This is a genomic window from Actinoplanes sp. GCM10030250 (assembly GCF_042666575.1).
Lineage (GTDB): Bacteria > Actinomycetota > Actinomycetes > Mycobacteriales > Micromonosporaceae > Actinoplanes.
Genome location: NZ_JBHTDO010000004.1, coordinates 159437 through 175892, shown reverse-complemented (window position 1 = coordinate 175892; position 16456 = coordinate 159437). Strand labels below are relative to the sequence as shown.

The 16456-nt window shown below is 69.8% G+C and carries 12 protein-coding genes; 6 read left to right on the top strand and 6 right to left on the bottom strand.

The genetic code is table 11. The annotated features are described in order from the left end of the window. Window positions 1-73 precede the first annotated feature (73 nt). Window positions 74-307: a hypothetical protein gene (locus ACFQV6_RS08700; RefSeq protein WP_378026843.1), complete on the bottom strand. Its 234-nt coding sequence runs from the start codon at window positions 305-307 to the stop codon at window positions 74-76. A gap of 182 nt (window positions 308-489) precedes the next feature. Between ACFQV6_RS08700 and ACFQV6_RS08695 the strand changes: the two genes are divergently transcribed. Then, window positions 490-864, top strand: a complete 375-nt coding sequence (locus tag ACFQV6_RS08695; RefSeq protein ID WP_378026842.1) for a response regulator transcription factor — start codon at window positions 490-492, stop codon at window positions 862-864. Between the two features lie 3 nt (window positions 865-867). Here the strand turns inward: ACFQV6_RS08695 and ACFQV6_RS08690 are convergent, their stop codons facing one another. Continuing rightward, the gene (locus ACFQV6_RS08690; RefSeq protein WP_378026841.1) at window positions 868-3084 is read right to left on the bottom strand and encodes a glycoside hydrolase family 3 C-terminal domain-containing protein; all 2217 of its coding nucleotides are present in this window, start codon (window positions 3082-3084) and stop codon (window positions 868-870) included. Window positions 3085-3184: 100 nt separating this feature from the next. Between ACFQV6_RS08690 and ACFQV6_RS08685 the strand changes: the two genes are divergently transcribed. Both ACFQV6_RS08685 and ACFQV6_RS08680 read left to right on the top strand, forming a co-directional pair. Further along, a complete protein-coding gene (locus ACFQV6_RS08685; protein WP_378026840.1) occupies window positions 3185-3799 on the top strand; it encodes a TetR/AcrR family transcriptional regulator in 615 nt (204 codons plus the stop codon). A gap of 172 nt (window positions 3800-3971) precedes the next feature. Continuing rightward, window positions 3972-6857, top strand: coding sequence for a fibronectin type III domain-containing protein (locus ACFQV6_RS08680; RefSeq protein ID WP_378026839.1), 2886 nt, complete (start codon window positions 3972-3974; stop codon window positions 6855-6857). Between the two features lie 270 nt (window positions 6858-7127). Here the strand turns inward: ACFQV6_RS08680 and ACFQV6_RS08675 are convergent, their stop codons facing one another. From ACFQV6_RS08675 to ACFQV6_RS08665, 3 genes are all read right to left on the bottom strand, one after another. Next, a complete protein-coding gene (locus ACFQV6_RS08675) occupies window positions 7128-8360 on the bottom strand; it encodes an NYN domain-containing protein (protein WP_378026838.1) in 1233 nt (410 codons plus the stop codon). 52 nt (window positions 8361-8412) lie between these two features. Further along, a complete protein-coding gene (locus ACFQV6_RS08670) occupies window positions 8413-8679 on the bottom strand; it encodes a GlsB/YeaQ/YmgE family stress response membrane protein (protein ID WP_378026837.1) in 267 nt (88 codons plus the stop codon). Between the two features lie 147 nt (window positions 8680-8826). Next, window positions 8827-10962 (bottom strand): sigma-70 family RNA polymerase sigma factor, encoded by a 2136-nt coding sequence (locus ACFQV6_RS08665; protein WP_378026836.1) that lies wholly within the window; start codon window positions 10960-10962, stop codon window positions 8827-8829. 447 nt (window positions 10963-11409) lie between these two features. Here ACFQV6_RS08665 and ACFQV6_RS08660 point away from each other — a divergent pair, with 447 nt between their 5' ends. The 3 genes from ACFQV6_RS08660 to ACFQV6_RS08650 all read left to right on the top strand — a co-directional run bounded on the left by ACFQV6_RS08660 (window position 11410) and on the right by ACFQV6_RS08650 (window position 15681). Continuing rightward, on the top strand, window positions 11410-12963 hold the full coding sequence (locus ACFQV6_RS08660; protein WP_378026835.1) for a DNA polymerase IV: 1554 nt from the start codon (window positions 11410-11412) through the stop codon (window positions 12961-12963). Between the two features lie 289 nt (window positions 12964-13252). Continuing rightward, entirely contained in the window at window positions 13253-14998 is a 1746-nt protein-coding gene (gene ctaD / locus ACFQV6_RS08655; protein ID WP_378026834.1) for a cytochrome c oxidase subunit I, read from the top strand. A gap of 128 nt (window positions 14999-15126) precedes the next feature. Then, complete coding sequence (locus ACFQV6_RS08650) at window positions 15127-15681, top strand: TetR family transcriptional regulator (protein WP_378026833.1); 555 nt, start codon at window positions 15127-15129, stop codon at window positions 15679-15681. On the opposite strand, the gene ACFQV6_RS08645 is transcribed toward ACFQV6_RS08650, so the two are convergent. After that, window positions 15569-16306, bottom strand: coding sequence for a GtrA family protein (locus tag ACFQV6_RS08645; RefSeq protein WP_378026832.1), 738 nt, complete (start codon window positions 16304-16306; stop codon window positions 15569-15571). The two genes, ACFQV6_RS08650 and ACFQV6_RS08645, sit on opposite strands and share 113 nt — an antisense overlap. Between the last annotated feature and the right edge of the window lie 150 nt (window positions 16307-16456).

Here is a 16456-nt window from a genome sequence, read left to right as displayed (position 1 = left end):
CTTACGGGCCGTTGTGACGCGGGCGCCAGAGGAATCCGGGTACGAATGAGCGACTCCTCCCGTACGGAAAATGTCAGGCAGCGAAGGCCAGCCTGATCGCCGTGCGTGCCCACCGCATCCTGCCGATCGCGCAGTCCGGGTGTTCGCCGAACTCCTGTGCCACCAACTCGGCACATCCCGCCTCGCCGAGCCGGTTGACGGTCGTGTGCACCGCGTCCCGGATGTTCTGGGGCGTCGGCTCGTGCGAGCGTTGCAGGTCGGAGACGAACAGCGCTTCACAGCGGACGTCGTCGATAAGTACGGTCATCGGTTCCTCCCAGCTGTTCGGTAGCGCCGTGGTTGTCTGCGTCCAGCACACCGGCTCCGGGCTGCATCGAGGGGGCCGCACGGTTGCCGATGGGTTGCAACCGCATTCCGGAGAGCTACCCACCTGTCAGCGTTCAACGGGATATCGTCCGGATAAGTAGTGACTTCTTCGGGGGGAGTGCCGTGACGACGGTCCTGGTGGCCGACGACGACGCCGACATCCGCGACCTGGTGGCGTTCAAGCTGGAACAGGCGGGGCTCGAGGTCATCACCGTCGGTGACGGGCAGGCAGCCGTCGAGACCGCGCGCACGAGCCTCCCGGACCTCGCCGTGCTGGACGTCTCGATGCCGGGGCTCTCCGGGATCGACGTGTGCCGGGCGCTGCGCGGCGACCCGGCCACCGCCGACATGTTGATCATCATGCTCACCGCCCGGGTGCAGGAGCAGGATGTCGAGGGTGGGTTCAGCGCGGGCGCTGACGACTACGTGACGAAGCCGTTCAGCCCGCGGGAGCTGGTGTCCCGGATTCAGGCGCTGCTGACGCGCGCGCGTGCCTGAACGTCAGTTGTTGGCGTCGGTGACCAGCTTGTCCAGGGCCTCGGGCCGCAGCGGACTTCCAGGAAACTTCGCCATCCGGCTCAGCGGCAGGCTGCCCAGCATCATCAGGATGCCCGGGTCGGCGACCATGGCGCCCATCTCCCCGCTACCGCCGCCCTCGGCCATCGCCGCGGTGAACGCCTCGGCGAGCAGTTCGGCGCCGCGCGGGTCGGCGAACCACTCGCCGACGCTGGACTCGGCAGTCAGCGGTACCCGGTCCGGGTCGCCGGCGACGTCCACGCTCACGGTGGCCCGGATGTCGCGTGACGACGCGCCGATCTCGACGGTGTACGAGCCGCCCTCGACGATCCACCGGTTCAGCCGGGTGTCCCAGTAAGCCAGGTCCTCACGCTCGACGGTGAGCACCACCTCAGCCGTCTCACCGGCGGCGATCTCGGCGCTGGTGAACGCCTTCAGCTCGCGCGGTGCCCGCGAGACCCGGGAGCCGGGCAGGCTGACGTACGCCTGGACGACCTCGCGCCCGTCCCGACCGCCGGTGTTGGTCACCGGCACACGGATCAGGATGCCCTCCTCACCGGCCGAGGCCTGGGCCTCGCCGTAGCCGAAGGTGGTGTAGGACAGGCCGAAGCCGAACGGGTACGCGACCTGCTGCTCACGGGCGTCGAAGCCGCGGTAGCCGATGTGCAGGCCCTCGCCGTACCGGACGTGCCCGTGCTCCCCCGGGAAGTCCAGGTAGGACGGGTGATCGGCGAGCTTCACCGGGATCGTCTCGGCGAGCCGCCCGGACGGGTTGACCCGGCCGAAGAGCACATCCGCGACGGCACTGCCGCCGGCCTGGCCGAGCAGCCAGCTCTCCAGGAGCGCCGGCACGGTCTCGTCCCAGGGCTTCGTCGCGATGACGGCGCCGTTGGAGAGCACCACGACGGTACGGCCGTTGGCCGCGGAGACCCGTTCGATGAGCGCGAGCTGGGCAGCCGGCAGGTCGAGCGAGTCGCGGTCGGCGCCCTCGGTCTCGTGCACGCTGCCGACGAAGACGATCGCCACGTCGCTTTCCCGTGCGGCCTCGACCGCCTCGGTGAGCAGGGCCTCGTCGGGAGCATCGCCCTCGACGCTGTAGCCGGCCGCGAACCGGACGGTCGCGCTCGTCGACGCCTGGATCTCGGTGAGCGCGTCGTCCAGCCTGGTCGGGGTGATCTGGGAGCTGCCGCCGCCCTGGTAGCGCGGGGTCCGGGCGAACTCACCGAGCACCGCCACGCTCTGCCCGCCATCGGTCAGCGGCAGCAGGTCGCCGTCGTTCTTGAGCAGCACGATCGCCCGTCCGGCGATTTCCCGGGCGAGCGCGTGGTGCGCTGCGGCGTCATAGTCGCCGGCCGGTCGCTCGCCGGCCTTCACCACCATTTTCCGTACGCGCTCCGCACTCTGCCGCAGCAGCCGCGGGTCGAGCTGCCCAGCCTCGACGGCGGTCACCAGAGCCTGATCGCCCTCGGCGTCCGGCCCCGGCATCGTCAGGTCGAGGCCCGCGGCGATCGACTTCACCCGGTCCACCACGGCGCCCCAGTCGGAGACGACCAGGCCCTCGAAGCCCCACTCGCCGCGCAGCACCTCGGTGAGCAGCCAGTGGTGCTCGCTCGCGTACACCCCGTTGATCTTGTTGTAGGCGCACATCACGGTCCACGGCTGTGCCCGGGTCACCACCCGCTGGAAGGCGCGCAGGTAGACCTCACGCAGGGTGCGCTCGTCGAGGTCGGCGCTGACCCGCATCCGGTCGGTCTCCTGGCTGTTCACCGCGAAGTGCTTGAGCGACGCGCCGACACCCCGGCTCTGCAGGCCGCGCACCCACTCGGTGGCGAGCACGCCGGTGAGGATCGGGTCCTCGGAGAAGTATTCGAAGTTGCGGCCGCCGAGCGGGCTGCGCTTGAGGTTGACGCCCGGCCCGAGCAGCACCGCCACGTCCTGGGCGCGGCACTCGTCGCCGAGGGCCTCGCCCATCCGGCGCAGCAGATCGGGGTCCCAGGTCGAGGCGCTCGCCACGGCGGGCGGGAAGCAGGTCGCCGGGACGCCGGCCAGCAGGTCGCCCTCGGCCGCCTGCATGCGGACGCCGTGCGGGCCGTCGGTCACGGTGACGCCCGGGATGCCGGCCGCCTCCACCGGTGTGGTGTGCCAGAAGTCAGCGCCGCTGGTGATCGCGGCTTGGTCAGCGGTGCTGAGTTCGGACGACATGAGCCGACTTCCCTTACCTAGTACCTGCTAAGTAGTAACTGCCTCGTAACATAGCTACGCCTCAGCCTGGCAGGCAATAGTTGCTGGTAGGAAAGACCCTGTGAAAGCCGCCGCACCCCGCCGTTCGCGGCTACCCGCCGCCGAACGGCGTCGCCAGATCCTCGAGGCCACCACACGGCTGATCGCCGAGCGCGGCTTCTGGGGCCTGTCGATGCAGGACGTGGCGGACGTCTGCGGTGTCACCGTGCCCGGCCTGCTGCACCACGTCGGATCCAAGGACAGCCTGCTCGTGGCGGTCCTGGAACACCGCGACGAACAGGACGCCCGGTCGCTCGCTGCCGAGCTGGGCGTCGCCGAGGAACTGATCTGGGCCGAGGGCCCCGGCGTGATCACCCTCCCGCAGGTCTGCTCCGCCCTGGTCCGCCGCAACGCCGGCCAGCCCGAGATCGTGCGGCTCTTCGCGGTGCTGGAGGCGGAGTCGCTGGCACCGGACCACCCGGCCCACCGCTACTTCCGCGACCGCCAGCGCCGCACCCTGTCGACGCTGGCCGCGCTGGCCGCCGGGCGGGTGCCGGACCCGGGGGCGCTGGCGGGGCAGGTGGTGGCCCTGATGGACGGGTTGCAGATCCAGTGGCTCCGGGAGCCGGGGGAGATCGACCTGGTCGCCGCGTGGGAGGCGGCCGCGGCGCGCCTCTTCGGCCCGGAAATCGTCTGACTGGGGCTCATACGTTCCACCGTTCGGCCGATAGGCGAAGTGACGCATTCCGCGCAATAGCGAAATGCCCTCCCGGTGCTCCCGGGATTCAAGCCTCAACGTCGAGGAGCGGGCCAGCATGAGCAGGAGTAGTGCCGCAAGCAGTCGGGCACGAAGGAGAAGGGCGGCGCGCATGGGCGCCGTGATCGCGTCGATTGTCCTGGTGCCGGGGGCGGTCTTGGCCGTGGCCTCGCCGGCTTCCGCTACGCCCCCACCGGGAGTCGACACCGTCTATCGGTTCGCCGGCGACGGCACGGGCGGCCTGATCTCCAGCGACCAGATGTCGGGGCTCCCCGTTGTGGGCGTCCCCGCGGAAGACTCGCCCACCTATTACCCGCAAGCCGTGGCGACAGGTCCGGACGGCAAGGTTTACCTGTCGGCCGGTGCCGGCATGGTCTTCGAGGTCGACGACGACGACGGGATTCTCCGGCGCTATGCCGGCCGGTACGACGACTCCGGTATATACGAGGCGGGGCCGCAGGCCCTGGACGCCAAGCTCTCCTATGTGACCGCACTGGCCACGGCCCCCAACGGGGACCTCTACATCGCCGACAACGGCAACAGAATGGTTTTCAAGGTCGACCACTCCACCCAGGAACTGACGACGGTCGCGGGCACCGGGAGCTACAACCCGAACCTACCGGTCGTGGTGGGCAATCCCGCTGCGAGCACTCCGATCAGCCCGGGCAGCCTCGCCGTTGACGGAGCGGGCAACCTCTACATCAGTTCCGGCCAGAGCCCCGAGGTCTTCAAGATCGGCTCGGACGGCATTCTGACGCGTTTCGCGGGTACCGGCGTCTACGCCCAGTCTTCACGCCCGGCTGGTGACCCACCGGTCACGGCCGCCACCACCGAGATCGGCGGCGTCGACGGAATGGTCGCTGACACCGACGGCAACATGTACCTCGCGGATGTCTCGTTCGGTCAGATTTTCAAGGTCGACACCAACGGCATGATGACGGTGTTCGCGGGTAGCGGGGCCGGGCAGCCCGGCGATCCCGTGGTGCCCGGGCCGGCCACCGCAACGCCGCTCAGCATGCCGCAGAAGCTGGCGATGGATGCCGGCGGCACCCTTTTCGTCGCGACCTACTCCTCGAAGATCTACCGGATCGACAGTGCCGGAGTCCTGAGCGTCCTGACCGAGAACACGGGCGGGAATCGCCCGGCGAACGGCGAGCCCCTCAGCGCGACCACTTTCTCCCACATCTACGCCATCGCCACGCCGCGTACCGGTGACGGCGACTACCTGTACGTGGCCGAACCAACCTGGAACTACATCTGGCGGATCACCCTGGCGCCACCTGCCCTGGGTCCGGGCGCGCCGACCGGGCTGGTCGCCACCGGAACCATCGGTGGCATCGACGTGCTCTTCACCGTGCCCGCCGATCCCGGCGGCAGCCCGATCACCGGGTACCAGTACTCCATCGACGGCCAGACGACCTGGCTCAACCTGCCCACATCGGGGACGGCCCCGGTGGCCGGCCGGATCACCGGTTTGCCCGCCGGTGTGTCGCAGACGCTTGCGGTGCGTGCCGTCAACGCCTCCGGCGGAGGCACGGCCTCCAGCACCGCCACGGCCACCCCGTCGGCGCCGGCCACCACACCCACGATCGTGCCGCCGTCCGAGCCGACCGGACTGGTCGCGAAGGCCGGTGACCGGCGGCTGGAACTGTCGTTCCGGGCTCCGTCGGTCACCGGCGGCGCACCGATCAGCAGATACGAGTACACCGTCAACGGCACCACGTGGCTGCAGCTGACCGCGGACATCACCAGCAACACCCCGTCCGGCGCGATCACCGATCTGCCGAACGGCACCGCCTACACGATCATGGTGCGTGCGGTGAACAGCGCCGGTGCCGGCACGGCCTCGGCCTCGGTCACGGCGACCCCGCAGGGCATCCCGCCCGAGCCGGAGGCGCTGAGCAGCAGCGGTACGGCTCCGGCCATTCAGCGAGCCGTGGTACCGCTGGCCTCCGGCGAAACTGTCACGCTTCTCAACGCGGCCGGCGGCCCCGCCGATGTCGTCGGCTACCCCGGGGTGGGCGTCTACCGCCTGGCGGGTAGCACCATCTCGTTCACCCCGGCGCTCGGTTACAGCGGGACCCCGCAGGGGGTCACGTTCCGGGTCACGGACGTCAACGGGCTCAGCGGCACCGCCGTCTACACGCCCACCGTCTCCAAGCCCGCTTCGCCGATCCCGCCCAGCGTCAATCCGGGTACCGGGAGCGGCGGTGGCAACACCGGTGGCAGCGGGAAGCAGGCGGTGACGGGTCAGCTTCAGCCGGGGCAGAACGTCAGCCTGATGGCGTCCGGGCAGGTGACGGCCGCGTCGGACGCGGTCACGACGAAGGTGCCGGTGTCCGGTCAGGGCACCTACGAGCTGTTCCGGTCGGGGTTGACGTTCACCATCACGTTCACCCCGGCGGCGGGCTTCGCCGGGCGGACAACCGGCATCACGTACCGGATCAGTGACGCGTTCGGTCAGTACGCCGACGCCACCTTCCGTCCCACCGTGGCGCCGGCGGCCCTGCCGAAGATCGACCGGTCCGGCTGGGTAGCTGTTCCGGCAGATCCGAAGCGCACCACTGGCAAGGAGCGGCGGACCAAGGCGTACTACTCGTCGTTCAAGGGATTCGACGCTCACCCGAACACGGCGCTGGGTGGCGCCCGGGTGCTGGCCCGGAACCAGGCGACCACGCTGGTGGGGATGAGCACGTTCGAGGGGTCCGGCGCCAAGCTGTCCGCGCAGGGCCGTACCGCGATCCGCAAGCTGGTTGCCAACCTCGGGCCGGCGCAGCGCATCACCTGCGAGGGGTACGCCGACTACTCCGGGAAGGCAGCTGCTGTGAAGACGCTGTCGCAGAATCGGGCGAAGGCGGTCTGTGACGAGCTCAAGGCAAGTGGGGCGAAGGTGACCGCGACGGTGGTCGGTTATGGCGCCCAGCGGCCGGCTGTTGTCGGCGGCACCGTCCAGTCCCGTACGGAGAACCCGCGGGTGGTCGTCGTCGTAACCGGCTGAGTCCCGCTTCCGGCTGGCTTCCAGTGCTGCCTCCACAAACGTGAAGCAGCCCTGGGAGCCAGCTGGCTCTGAGCGGGGTCGAAACGCTCGGCGGGCCCGCTGAGTGCCAGCTGGTTGTGAGCGGGGTCGAAACGCTTGGCGGGCCCCGCTGAGTGCCAGCTGGTTGTGAGCGGGGTCGAAACGCTCGGCGGGCCCCGCTGAGTGCCAGCTGGCTGTGTGGGGGGTGGCGAAACGCTTGGCGGGCCCCGCTGAGGGCCAGCTGAGGGAGGGTTAGTCGGGGAGGGCGCCGAGCCAGGTGCGGACCTGGGTGGACTCCTCGTCGGTGAGGGCGATCGAAGCGGCCTCGGCGCGGTTGAGCACGTTGTCGGCGAAGGCGGTCGCGATCTCCTCGGCGGCCGGCGGTGGCTGCCGGTAGAGCGGGGCACCGCCGAAGGCCGTACCGCGGGTGACGAACGCGATCGCCGCCCGGCTGACGTCGACACCCTCCGCCGCGAGCCGGTCGCGGGCCCAGCGGGTCGCCTCGGTCAGGTTGAAGTGGTGGGTGGACGCGTAGGCGGCGAGTGACTCGTACACCAGCGGCCACATCTCCTGCGTCAGGCGGGGCAGGCTGAGCAGGGCGTTGAGCCGGCCCACCGGTTCCGGTGCGGGGCCGGGAGCGCCGGACGCCTCGGGCGGGTCGTGCCGGCTGTCGTCCCAGATGAAGTGGTTGGAGAACTTGGCGTGCGACAGGCCGAGGCTCTCCAGGGCGCGGACGAACCCGCCGAAGCCGAACCAGTTGGTCAGGTCCACGCTGGGGCCGAGCTGGCGGCGCAGGTCGTGGGCGAGCGAGGCGAGGTTGAGCGGGCCGGTCGCGGCGTCGAAACGCCATCGGACCAGGTCGCGGAATTGATCGTACGAAACTGGTGTCTCTGCCTCGTCGACGACGACCGCGGGCTCGTCATCGCTCTCCACCGGCTCACCCTGCACCAGTTCGAGCAGCTCCTGGCTGGTGATCAGCCGGTCGGCGACAGCGATGAAGGCTTCCGCGGCGTCGGACGGCGACACGATCGTGGTGCGCCGGTCCGCCCGGCGCAGGCGCACCAGCAGCGGGGTCATGTCCGAGTCGCCGGAGGCGATCACGAACTCCTCGTAGACCACCGGATCAGCGACCGCGTCGACAGCGTCGACGACCATCCGGATGTCCGCCGCGTTCTTGGTGTGGGTCAGCCGAGGGCAGTCGATCACCTCGAAGCCGGCGTTGACGAAGAACGGCCGGAACTGTGAGTAGTACAGGCGGGGCTGGCCGGCTGTGGGGTCCGGGTGCGGAACCCAGCCGCCCGGGTTCATGTAGCAGCGGACGATCAACCAGCGGCGCGGGCCGTCGACAGTCAACGTGGTGGTCAGGCGGGACAGCCAGGAGGCCGGATCCTTGGCGAACTGGATCGCCACGTCGGGGTCCTGTTTGATGAGGCCGCTGAACACGTTGTCGAAGTCCAGGTACAGAGCGGCACGTACGCGAGCCATGACCGAAACCTACCGTGCCGGACCCGGCCGGGTGGCCGGGCCCGTACGACGGTCAGTGACGGCGGCTGCTGTAGCCGGCGACCAGGGCGACGCCACCGGCGGCGAGGGCGACCTGGATGGCCAGTTCGATCCAGTCGATGCCGCGCGTGTCGTCGACACCGATGGCGGCGGCGAGGAACGTGCCCAGGATCGCGGCGAGGACGCCGATTCCCAGGGTGAGCCAGATCGAGATCCTCTGCTTGCCGGGAAGGACGAGCCGTCCCAGGGCGCCGATGATCAGGCCGATGATGATGGCGGTGAAGAAGCCGGTCACTTCCATTGCAGCTCCTTGGGGCAAGGGGTGGATGCGCCCACGGTGTTCCCGGGCATCGACCGGCGCCAAACCTGGTGAGCCGGGGATCACGGGCACACCCTCAGCATGACCCCGCCGTGCCACCGGGGGAATCGACCGATGTGGTCAGTGTGATCACCCGGCCATCGAGGCGCCCTGGCCGTTGCCGGTGGAGAGGTACGCGGTACCGGGCAACCCGCCGTCGGACTGCCGAGCACCCTCGGCCTCGGCGGCGTCGACCGACCGGAAACTCCCCGGTGACCAGCCGCTCTCCTGCCAGCTGTTGTTGTCGGCCTTCGCGGCCGCGGCCAGTCCCACCTCGCCCTGGGTGTTGCCGAGCGCCACGTTGTTGCGGAGCACCGCGACGGCGGTGGGAAGCGCGAACCCGAGGCCGGTGTTCCGGAACGCGGTGTTGTTGCCGAGTTCGAGTGCGGCGCTGTTGCCCTCGTCGACGAATCCGTGGCCGTCGTTGCCCCAGGCGGCGTTGTGCCGGAGCCGGTGGGCGGCGACAGCGGGCGGGGTGCCGCCGCCGATCGCGAAACCGTTCGCCCCGTTCCCGTACGACCAGGTGTACTGCACCGACACCGGGCTGCCGAACTCGCCGAGGTTCACCCCGTCGCCACCGTTGCCGAAGGCACGGTTGCCGCGCAGCACGTTCCCGTCGCCGTCGCCGAACTGCACGGCCAGCCCGGAGCCCTGGTTCGCGGAGAAGTCGCTGTCCAGCACCTGGTTCCCGGCGGTCCCACTGTTGCGCAGCATCAGACCGGAGCCCGCGCTGCCGCGCACCGAGATCCGCTGGAAGATGGTGTTCTTACAGGCCAGGCAGGTGTACGCGGCATTGCGCGCCCCGGTTATCGCCAGGTCCCGGACGGTCCAGTACGACGACTCCTGGGTGATCGCCCACTTGTCCGCGGGGATCGCCGAGGCGTCGATGACGGCCCGCTCGGCGCCGTAGCCGCTGAGCACCACCCGCTGCGACGCGGTCCCGCTCGTGGTAATCGTTATCGGACTTGTCGGCCGGTAGGTGCCGCCGCGCAGCGCGATCGTCTGTCCCGGCCTCACCACGGCGAGCGCTTTCTCCACTGTCGCGTACGGGCGGACCGAACTGCCGTCGCCGTCGTCTGAGCCGTTCGGTGCCACGTAGATGTCGGCACTGCTGACGCCGAGTCCGCCGGCGGCCGGTGCGACCGGGGCGGACCTGCTGGTGGCGGCGGAGGCTTTCGCGCTGGGTGCGGCCGACGGGCGTACCGAGGGGGGTGGTGTGGCGGGGGCGGTCGCCGGGGGTGGTGCGAGGGCGGACGGTTGGTCAGTGTCCAGGGGCGTGTGCAGTACGGCGTACGCGAAACCGCCACTGACCGCGACCGTCGCCACCGTGGCCGCGGCCAGGCTCTTGTGCTGCACCAGCGTGGTGACGTGGGCGACCAGAGAGGTGCCGGCGGCGGCCGGCGCCACCGCCGCCCCGCCGTGCACGGTCGCCTGGATCCCGGCCAGCAGCGCGGCCGGCACCGGCAGCGCCACGATGCCGAGCAGCAGTCGCTCCGGCGCGACCAGCCCGTTCTGGTGGATGCGGCACTTCGGGCAGTCGCGGACGTGCCGTGCCAGGCGCTTGCGCCAGATCGAGTCGGTGCTGCCGTCCCAGAACCGGATCTGCTCCGACAGCTCCGGGCAGATCGGCTTCGCCCGCAGGGCCCGCACCACGCCGCGGCTGAGGTCGAGCTGCGCCTTCATCCGCTGGACCTTGACCGCGGCGTGGTTCGGCTTGACGCCGAGGACGGCGGCCAGTTCGGTGCGGGTCAGGTCGCCGGACGCCTCCTGCCACCAGAGCGCCAGCAGCCGGCGGTCGGTGTCCTCCAGCCAGCGGCCGGCCTCGGCCAGTTCCCGGCGCTGCTCGGCGACGACGAGTTCGGCGGTGGTGCGCTCGGCGAAGTCACTGACCGGGTCCACGATGTCGACAGGGTCCGGGTGGCGGCGCGAGAGGGTCATCTTCCGGGAGCGCAGGTGCATCTGCACCCGGCGGTACGCGATCGCGATCAGCCATGAACGGAATCGGTCAGGCTCGCGAAGGGAGCCGAGCCCGCGGATGGCCTGGAGCATGGTGTCCTGCACCAGGTCGTCCACGTCGGGATGCCCGCTCAGGGCCCGGCCGATGATGTTGTAGATCAGCGAGAGGTGGCCGGTGATCAGTTGATCCATAGCGCCGACGCTGCCGTCCTGCGCGGCACGGACGAGATCCGTGAGGTCATGGACGACCGCAGCCTGACTCTCCGTCACCGTCCCGCTCTTTTCTCTGCAGTTGGCCCTCGCTGACCGGCGAATATCGAAGATCGTGCCAGGGTGGAGCCTGCTACCTGCGACAACGCTCCATGAATCGATGACCGAGCCGTATCGTGGCACAGCCCTCGGGGGCTGTAAAGAACAACTGGTCACGCTCCCATGCGGAAACTTCGGGGTTTTGTGTTGTCGGCGGGTGCCGTCCGCAACTACGAAAAGCCACCCTCGTCCGGGTGGCGACTGCTGTTCGAGTCGACGGTTGCGCGTGTTGGCGGTTGCGCATGTTGACGGTTGCGCCGTGCTGACGGTTGCGCCGTGCTGACGGTTGCGCCGTGCTGACGGTTGCGCCGTGCTGGCGCTTGCGCCGTGCTGGCGCTTGCGCCGTGCTGGGAGGGAGACGGGTTGTGGCGGCCGGTTTATGTCGTACCCCCGTCTTAGGCTTTGTTGGTGAGGGCCGAGCCGAGCATCCTGCACGTCGATCTGGATGCGATGTTCGCTGCGGTGGAGCAGCGCGACAAGGTCTCGCTGCGCGGCAGACCGGTCGTCGTCGGCGGGGTGGCCGGGCGTGGAGTCGTGTCCACCGCCTCCTACGAGGCACGGGTGTTCGGCGTGCGCTCGGCGATGCCGATGGCCCAGGCCAGACGGCGCCTTCCGCCCGGGACGGCCTATCTGTCACCGCGATTCCCGGCCTATCAGCGCACGAGCGCGGTGGTGATGGCGCTGCTGTCCGGGGTCACACCGCTCGTCGAGCAGGTCAGCATCGACGAGGCTTATCTGGACCTTGCGGTGGCCGGCCACGACCTCAGCCCGCGCGGTGTCACCGAGCTCGCCATGCGGCTGAAAGGCGAGATCGCCGCTGCCACCGGTGGCGTCACCGGTTCGGTGGGCGTCGCCTCCTCCAAGCTTCTCGCCAAGATCGGCTCGGAGCTGAACAAACCGGACGGCCTGACGGTGGTCCCGGCGGGCGAGGAGCTGGCCGTCCTGCATCCGCTGCCGGTGGGCACGCTCGGCGGCGTCGGCCCGGCCACCGAGCAGCGCCTGCACCGGGCGGGCGTCCGCACCGTCGGTCAGCTGGCCGCGGTCCCGCTGGAGGACCTGATCGACTGGTTCGGCACAGCACACGGCGGCGGGCTCTACCGTCTGGCCCGCGCCGACGACGACCGCCCGGTGGTGGGCGAGCGGGAGGCGAAATCGGTCTCGGCGGAGGAGACGTTCGACGTCGACCTCACCAATCCGGCCGAGCTCAACCGCGAGCTCGACCTGCTCTCGGCCCGGGTCGCGGGCCGCCTGCGCTCCGGCGGCATCACCGGCCGGACGGTCAACATCAAGGTCCGCCACCACGACTTCACCACGGTCACCCGAGCCATCACCCGCGACCAGCCGACCGACGACGCCCGCCTGGTCGCCCAGTTGGCCCGCCGCCTGCTCGCCGAGATCGACACCTCCGCCGGGATCCGGCTGCTCGGTGTCGGCGTGTCGACGCTGGCGGACTTCGCCCAGGACGATCTCTTCTCCACGGGCTCCCTGGCTGACTTCGTGGAGGAATATCGGTCGGGCCTGCGCACGGAGAGCGAGCCGCCGCCGGAGGCGGGCATGCTCCAGGGGTCAGGCCTGGTGACGCCGGCCTTTACTGAGTTCGCTGCCGGAGGCGTGCCTTCGGAGACACCACAGTCCGCGTCGGGCGCCGGCCAGGATGCCGCGGGTTTGGGGGCCGCGTCGGGCGCCGGCCAGGATGCCGCGGGTCCGGGGGCCGCGTCGGGCGCCGGCTTGGAGGCCGTGGGGCCCGCGGCGGCGGTTGCGCTGGTGGGGCCGGTCTGGCGGCCAGGACAGGACGTGCGGCACGACGAGCACGGCGCCGGCTGGGTGTGGGGCAGCGGGCTGGGGCGCGTCACGGTCCGGTTCGAGGGGCCACGCACCCCACCAGGTCCCGTACGCACATTCGCGACCACGGACCCGTCCCTGCACCCTGCCGACCCGCCGGACTGGACGGTTCCGCCGTGACCCGCCTTGCCGATCGGCCGCCGCAGGGGAGAGGGCTGTGCCGCGGGGCTGACCACTGAGCCTTTTTCAACGTGGCGAGGGCCTCGGCCGGCGACGCCGGACAACGGCCCGGCGGCTTCGGGCCCGATGCCGGGTGGAAAATTGCTCACTGTGTCCGCTGGTGCGGATGGTGCACGTCCGGGGGCTTGATCCGCATCTTTCGATGTGGGCGGGTTGGCAACGTGGGACGGGAGCGGTACGAACAGTTCAGAAGGGGTATGCCCGCCGCCCGTTCCGTGAAGGAGGTCCGATGACCACTGTTGTCCCGCGCCCCGTGCAGACCCGGCCCTATCCGGTTCAGCGGCAGGTGCGTGGCTCCTGGCTGGCCAAGACCATCCGTACCACGGACGCGAAACAGATCGGCATCATGTACGGGGCGACGGCCCTCGTGTGGTTCGTGCTGGGCGGGCTGATGGCGCTGCTCATGCGTGCCGAACTGGGCCGGCCGGGCATGCAGATCCTTTCGCCCGAGCAGTACAACCAGTTGTTCACCATGCACGGCACGATCATGCTGCTGTTCTTCGCGACGCCGATCGTCTTCGCGTTCGCGAACTTCGTGGTGCCGATCCAGATCGGTGCGCCGGATGTGGCGTTCCCGCGGTTGAACGCGTTCGCGTACTGGCTCTACCTGTTCGGCGGCGTGATCGCGTTCGGCGGGTTCCTGGTGCCGGGCGGGGCGGCCGACTTCGGGTGGACCGCGTACACGCCACTGAGCACAGCAGCGCACTCGCCGGGCGTCGGCGGGAACATGTGGGTGGTCGGGCTGGCCCTCTCCGGTGTCGGCACCATCCTCGGCGCGGTCAACATGATCACCACGATCATCTGCCTGCGCGCGCCGGGCATGACCATGTTCCGCATGTCGATCATGACGTGGAACATTCTGCTCACCAGCGTGCTGGTGATCCTGGTCTTCCCGTTCCTGGCGGCCGCGCTCTTCGCCCTCGCCGCCGACCGGATCCTCGGCGCGCAGGTCTTCAACGTGACGACCGGCGGGCCGATGCTCTGGCAGCATCTCTTCTGGTTCTTCGGCCATCCCGAGGTCTACATCATCGCGCTGCCGTTCTTCGGGATCATCACCGAGGTCGTGCCGGTGTTCAGCCGCAAGCCGGTCTTCGGTTACAAGACCCTGGTCGCGGCGACCGTCCTGATCACGATGCTCTCGATGAGCGTGTGGGCGCACCACATGTTCGCCACCGGCCAGGTCCTGCTGCCGTTCTTCAGCCTGCTCAGCTACATGATCGCCATCCCGACCGGCATGAAGTTCTTCGTCTGGATCGGCACCATGTGGCGAGGTCAGCTGTCGTTCGAGTCGCCGATGCTCTGGGCCGTCGGGTTCATGGTCACCTTCCTGCTCGGCGGCCTGACCGGCGTGCTGCTCGCGTCGCCGCCCGTCGACTTCCACGTGCACGACAGCTACTTCGTGGTGGCGCACTTCCACTACGTGCTCTTCGGCACGATCGTGTTCGCCGTCTTCTCCGGCATCTATTTCTGGTTCCCGAAGATGTTCGGCCGGATGCTCGACGAGCGGCTCGCCAAGCTGCACTTCTGGCTGACCTTCATCGGTTTCCACACCACGTTCCTGGTGCAGCACTGGCTGGGCAACGAGGGCATGCCCCGCCGCTACGCGGACTACCTGCCGGGTGACGGCTTCACCACGCTCAACATCGTCTCGACGATCGGCGCCTTCATCCTCGGCATCGCCACCCTGCCGTTCCTCTACAACGTGTGGAAGTCGTACCGGGCGGGTCAAGTGGTGACCGCGGACGATCCGTGGGGCCACGGGAACTCGCTCGAGTGGGCCACGTCCAGCCCGCCGCCGCTGCGCAACTTCGACCACATGCCGCGGATCCGCTCGGAACGGGCCGCCTTCGACGCGAAGTTCCCCGAGCTCGCGGCCGGGCAGACCGAGGCCGGGCCGCCGGAGGGCGGAGCGCGGCCGCTCACCGAGGAATCCACCGGCGGAGCGACCTACGCGGAGGACAGGTCGGATCACTAACCTGACCCGCCCTGTGCTGTGCCGATCGGCTCCGGAGGACGGGCCGGATCATTAGCCTGACGCGCCCTGTGCTGTGCCGATCGGCCTGGTGTTCGGGGCCGGTCGGCACACGACTCTAGGATGGGCCGGTGCCGCCCACGAACCTCCCACCCCGGGACGCGATCCGTTGTGCGGCGACCGAACTGTTCGTGCGCGACGGCTACGGCGCGACCACGGTGCGCGCCATCGCCGCGGCGGCCGGGTGTGATCCCGCCCTGGTCATCCGGCATTTCGGATCCAAGGAGGCGCTGTTCCTCGAAACCGTGCCGGCCTCCGCCGAGCTGCCTCGCGTCCTGGCCGGGCCGGTCGAGTCGCTCGGCCGGGAACTTGTTCGCTACGTGCTGGAGGCGACCGAGTCCCCGGTCGCCGGGGTGTACCGGGCGATGCTCAGCGCCTCGGACCGGCCGGAGATCAGAGAACGGCTGCGGGCGTCGATGCACGACGTGTTCGTGGGCCCGCTGGCGGATCGCATCGGCGGAGCCCATCCGGAGCTGCGCGCGCGGCTCGTCGCGGCCCAGTTCGCCGGGCTGATCAACGCGTACTGGCTGGTCGCTGATCCGGTGCTGCGGAGCGCCGACCGGCGGGCGATCGTCGAGCTCTACGGAGACTCGATCCAGCGGTTGCTAGACAGCGCCGGGTCCTGAGGTCCTGAAGGGCGGCCACCCTCGCCTGCCGCCTCTTCCTCGCCCGTTCCACGAGCGCTCGCCGTCCCGTCGGAGCCTGCTGGCCAGTCTGCGCCGACTGTCCTTGCGCCGACTGTCCCTGTGCCGACTGTCCCTGTGCCGACTGTCCCTGCGCCGACTGTCCCTGCGCCGACTGTCCCTGTGCCGACTGTCCCGGCCCGGAGCCGTTCGCGGGCTCGTGGCGGTGCAGGGCGAAGACCCAGCCCCGCAACAGCACATATCTGGCACCGCCGATCAGGCTGCCGGTCAGGGCCAGGATCAGCGCCTCCACCAGAGCGGACGGGTGCGGTCCGGCGAAACCCGCGAGCCAGGGCGCGACGCCGAGGTTGGCGACGTACACCGCGACCGACGTCAGGCCGGCCTCACCGTGCAGCCGTCCGATCCTGGTGGTCTTCACCCCGAACGTGACCCGCCGGTGCAACTCCGTGTTGAGCGGCGTCACCGCGAGCAGCGCGATCCAGCTCGCCCAGGTGGCCGGGACGACCTCACGGACGCCCACGTAGACGAGCGTCTGTACAACCGTGCTGACCGCGCCGACCAGCATGAACCAGGTCAACTGGCGTGGCACTGTGGCAAGACGCGGCATGACTGAACGCTTTCGGCCAGCGGGTGACGACAGTCGTAGTGTCAACATCGTTGACTGCCGCTGTCAACGATGTTGACACCGTGACGTGTCTTACGCTGAGGCCCTTCACCAGGGAAAACACTCAGATCGCCGAAGACTGCAACCTGTCCG

Coding starts and splice junctions, on each gene's coding strand:
- ctaD (WP_378026834.1), top strand. CDS start 13,253: ATGACCACTGTTGTCCCGCGCCCCGTGCAGACCCGGCCCTATCCGGTT.
- ACFQV6_RS08675 (WP_378026838.1), bottom strand. CDS start 8,360: ATGGCTCGCGTACGTGCCGCTCTGTACCTGGACTTCGACAACGTGTTC.
- ACFQV6_RS08670 (WP_378026837.1), bottom strand. CDS start 8,679: ATGGAAGTGACCGGCTTCTTCACCGCCATCATCATCGGCCTGATCATC.
- ACFQV6_RS08645 (WP_378026832.1), bottom strand. CDS start 16,306: ATGCCGCGTCTTGCCACAGTGCCACGCCAGTTGACCTGGTTCATGCTG.
- ACFQV6_RS08680 (WP_378026839.1), top strand. CDS start 3,972: ATGGGCGCCGTGATCGCGTCGATTGTCCTGGTGCCGGGGGCGGTCTTG.
- ACFQV6_RS08690 (WP_378026841.1), bottom strand. CDS start 3,084: ATGTCGTCCGAACTCAGCACCGCTGACCAAGCCGCGATCACCAGCGGC.
- ACFQV6_RS08700 (WP_378026843.1), bottom strand. CDS start 307: ATGACCGTACTTATCGACGACGTCCGCTGTGAAGCGCTGTTCGTCTCC.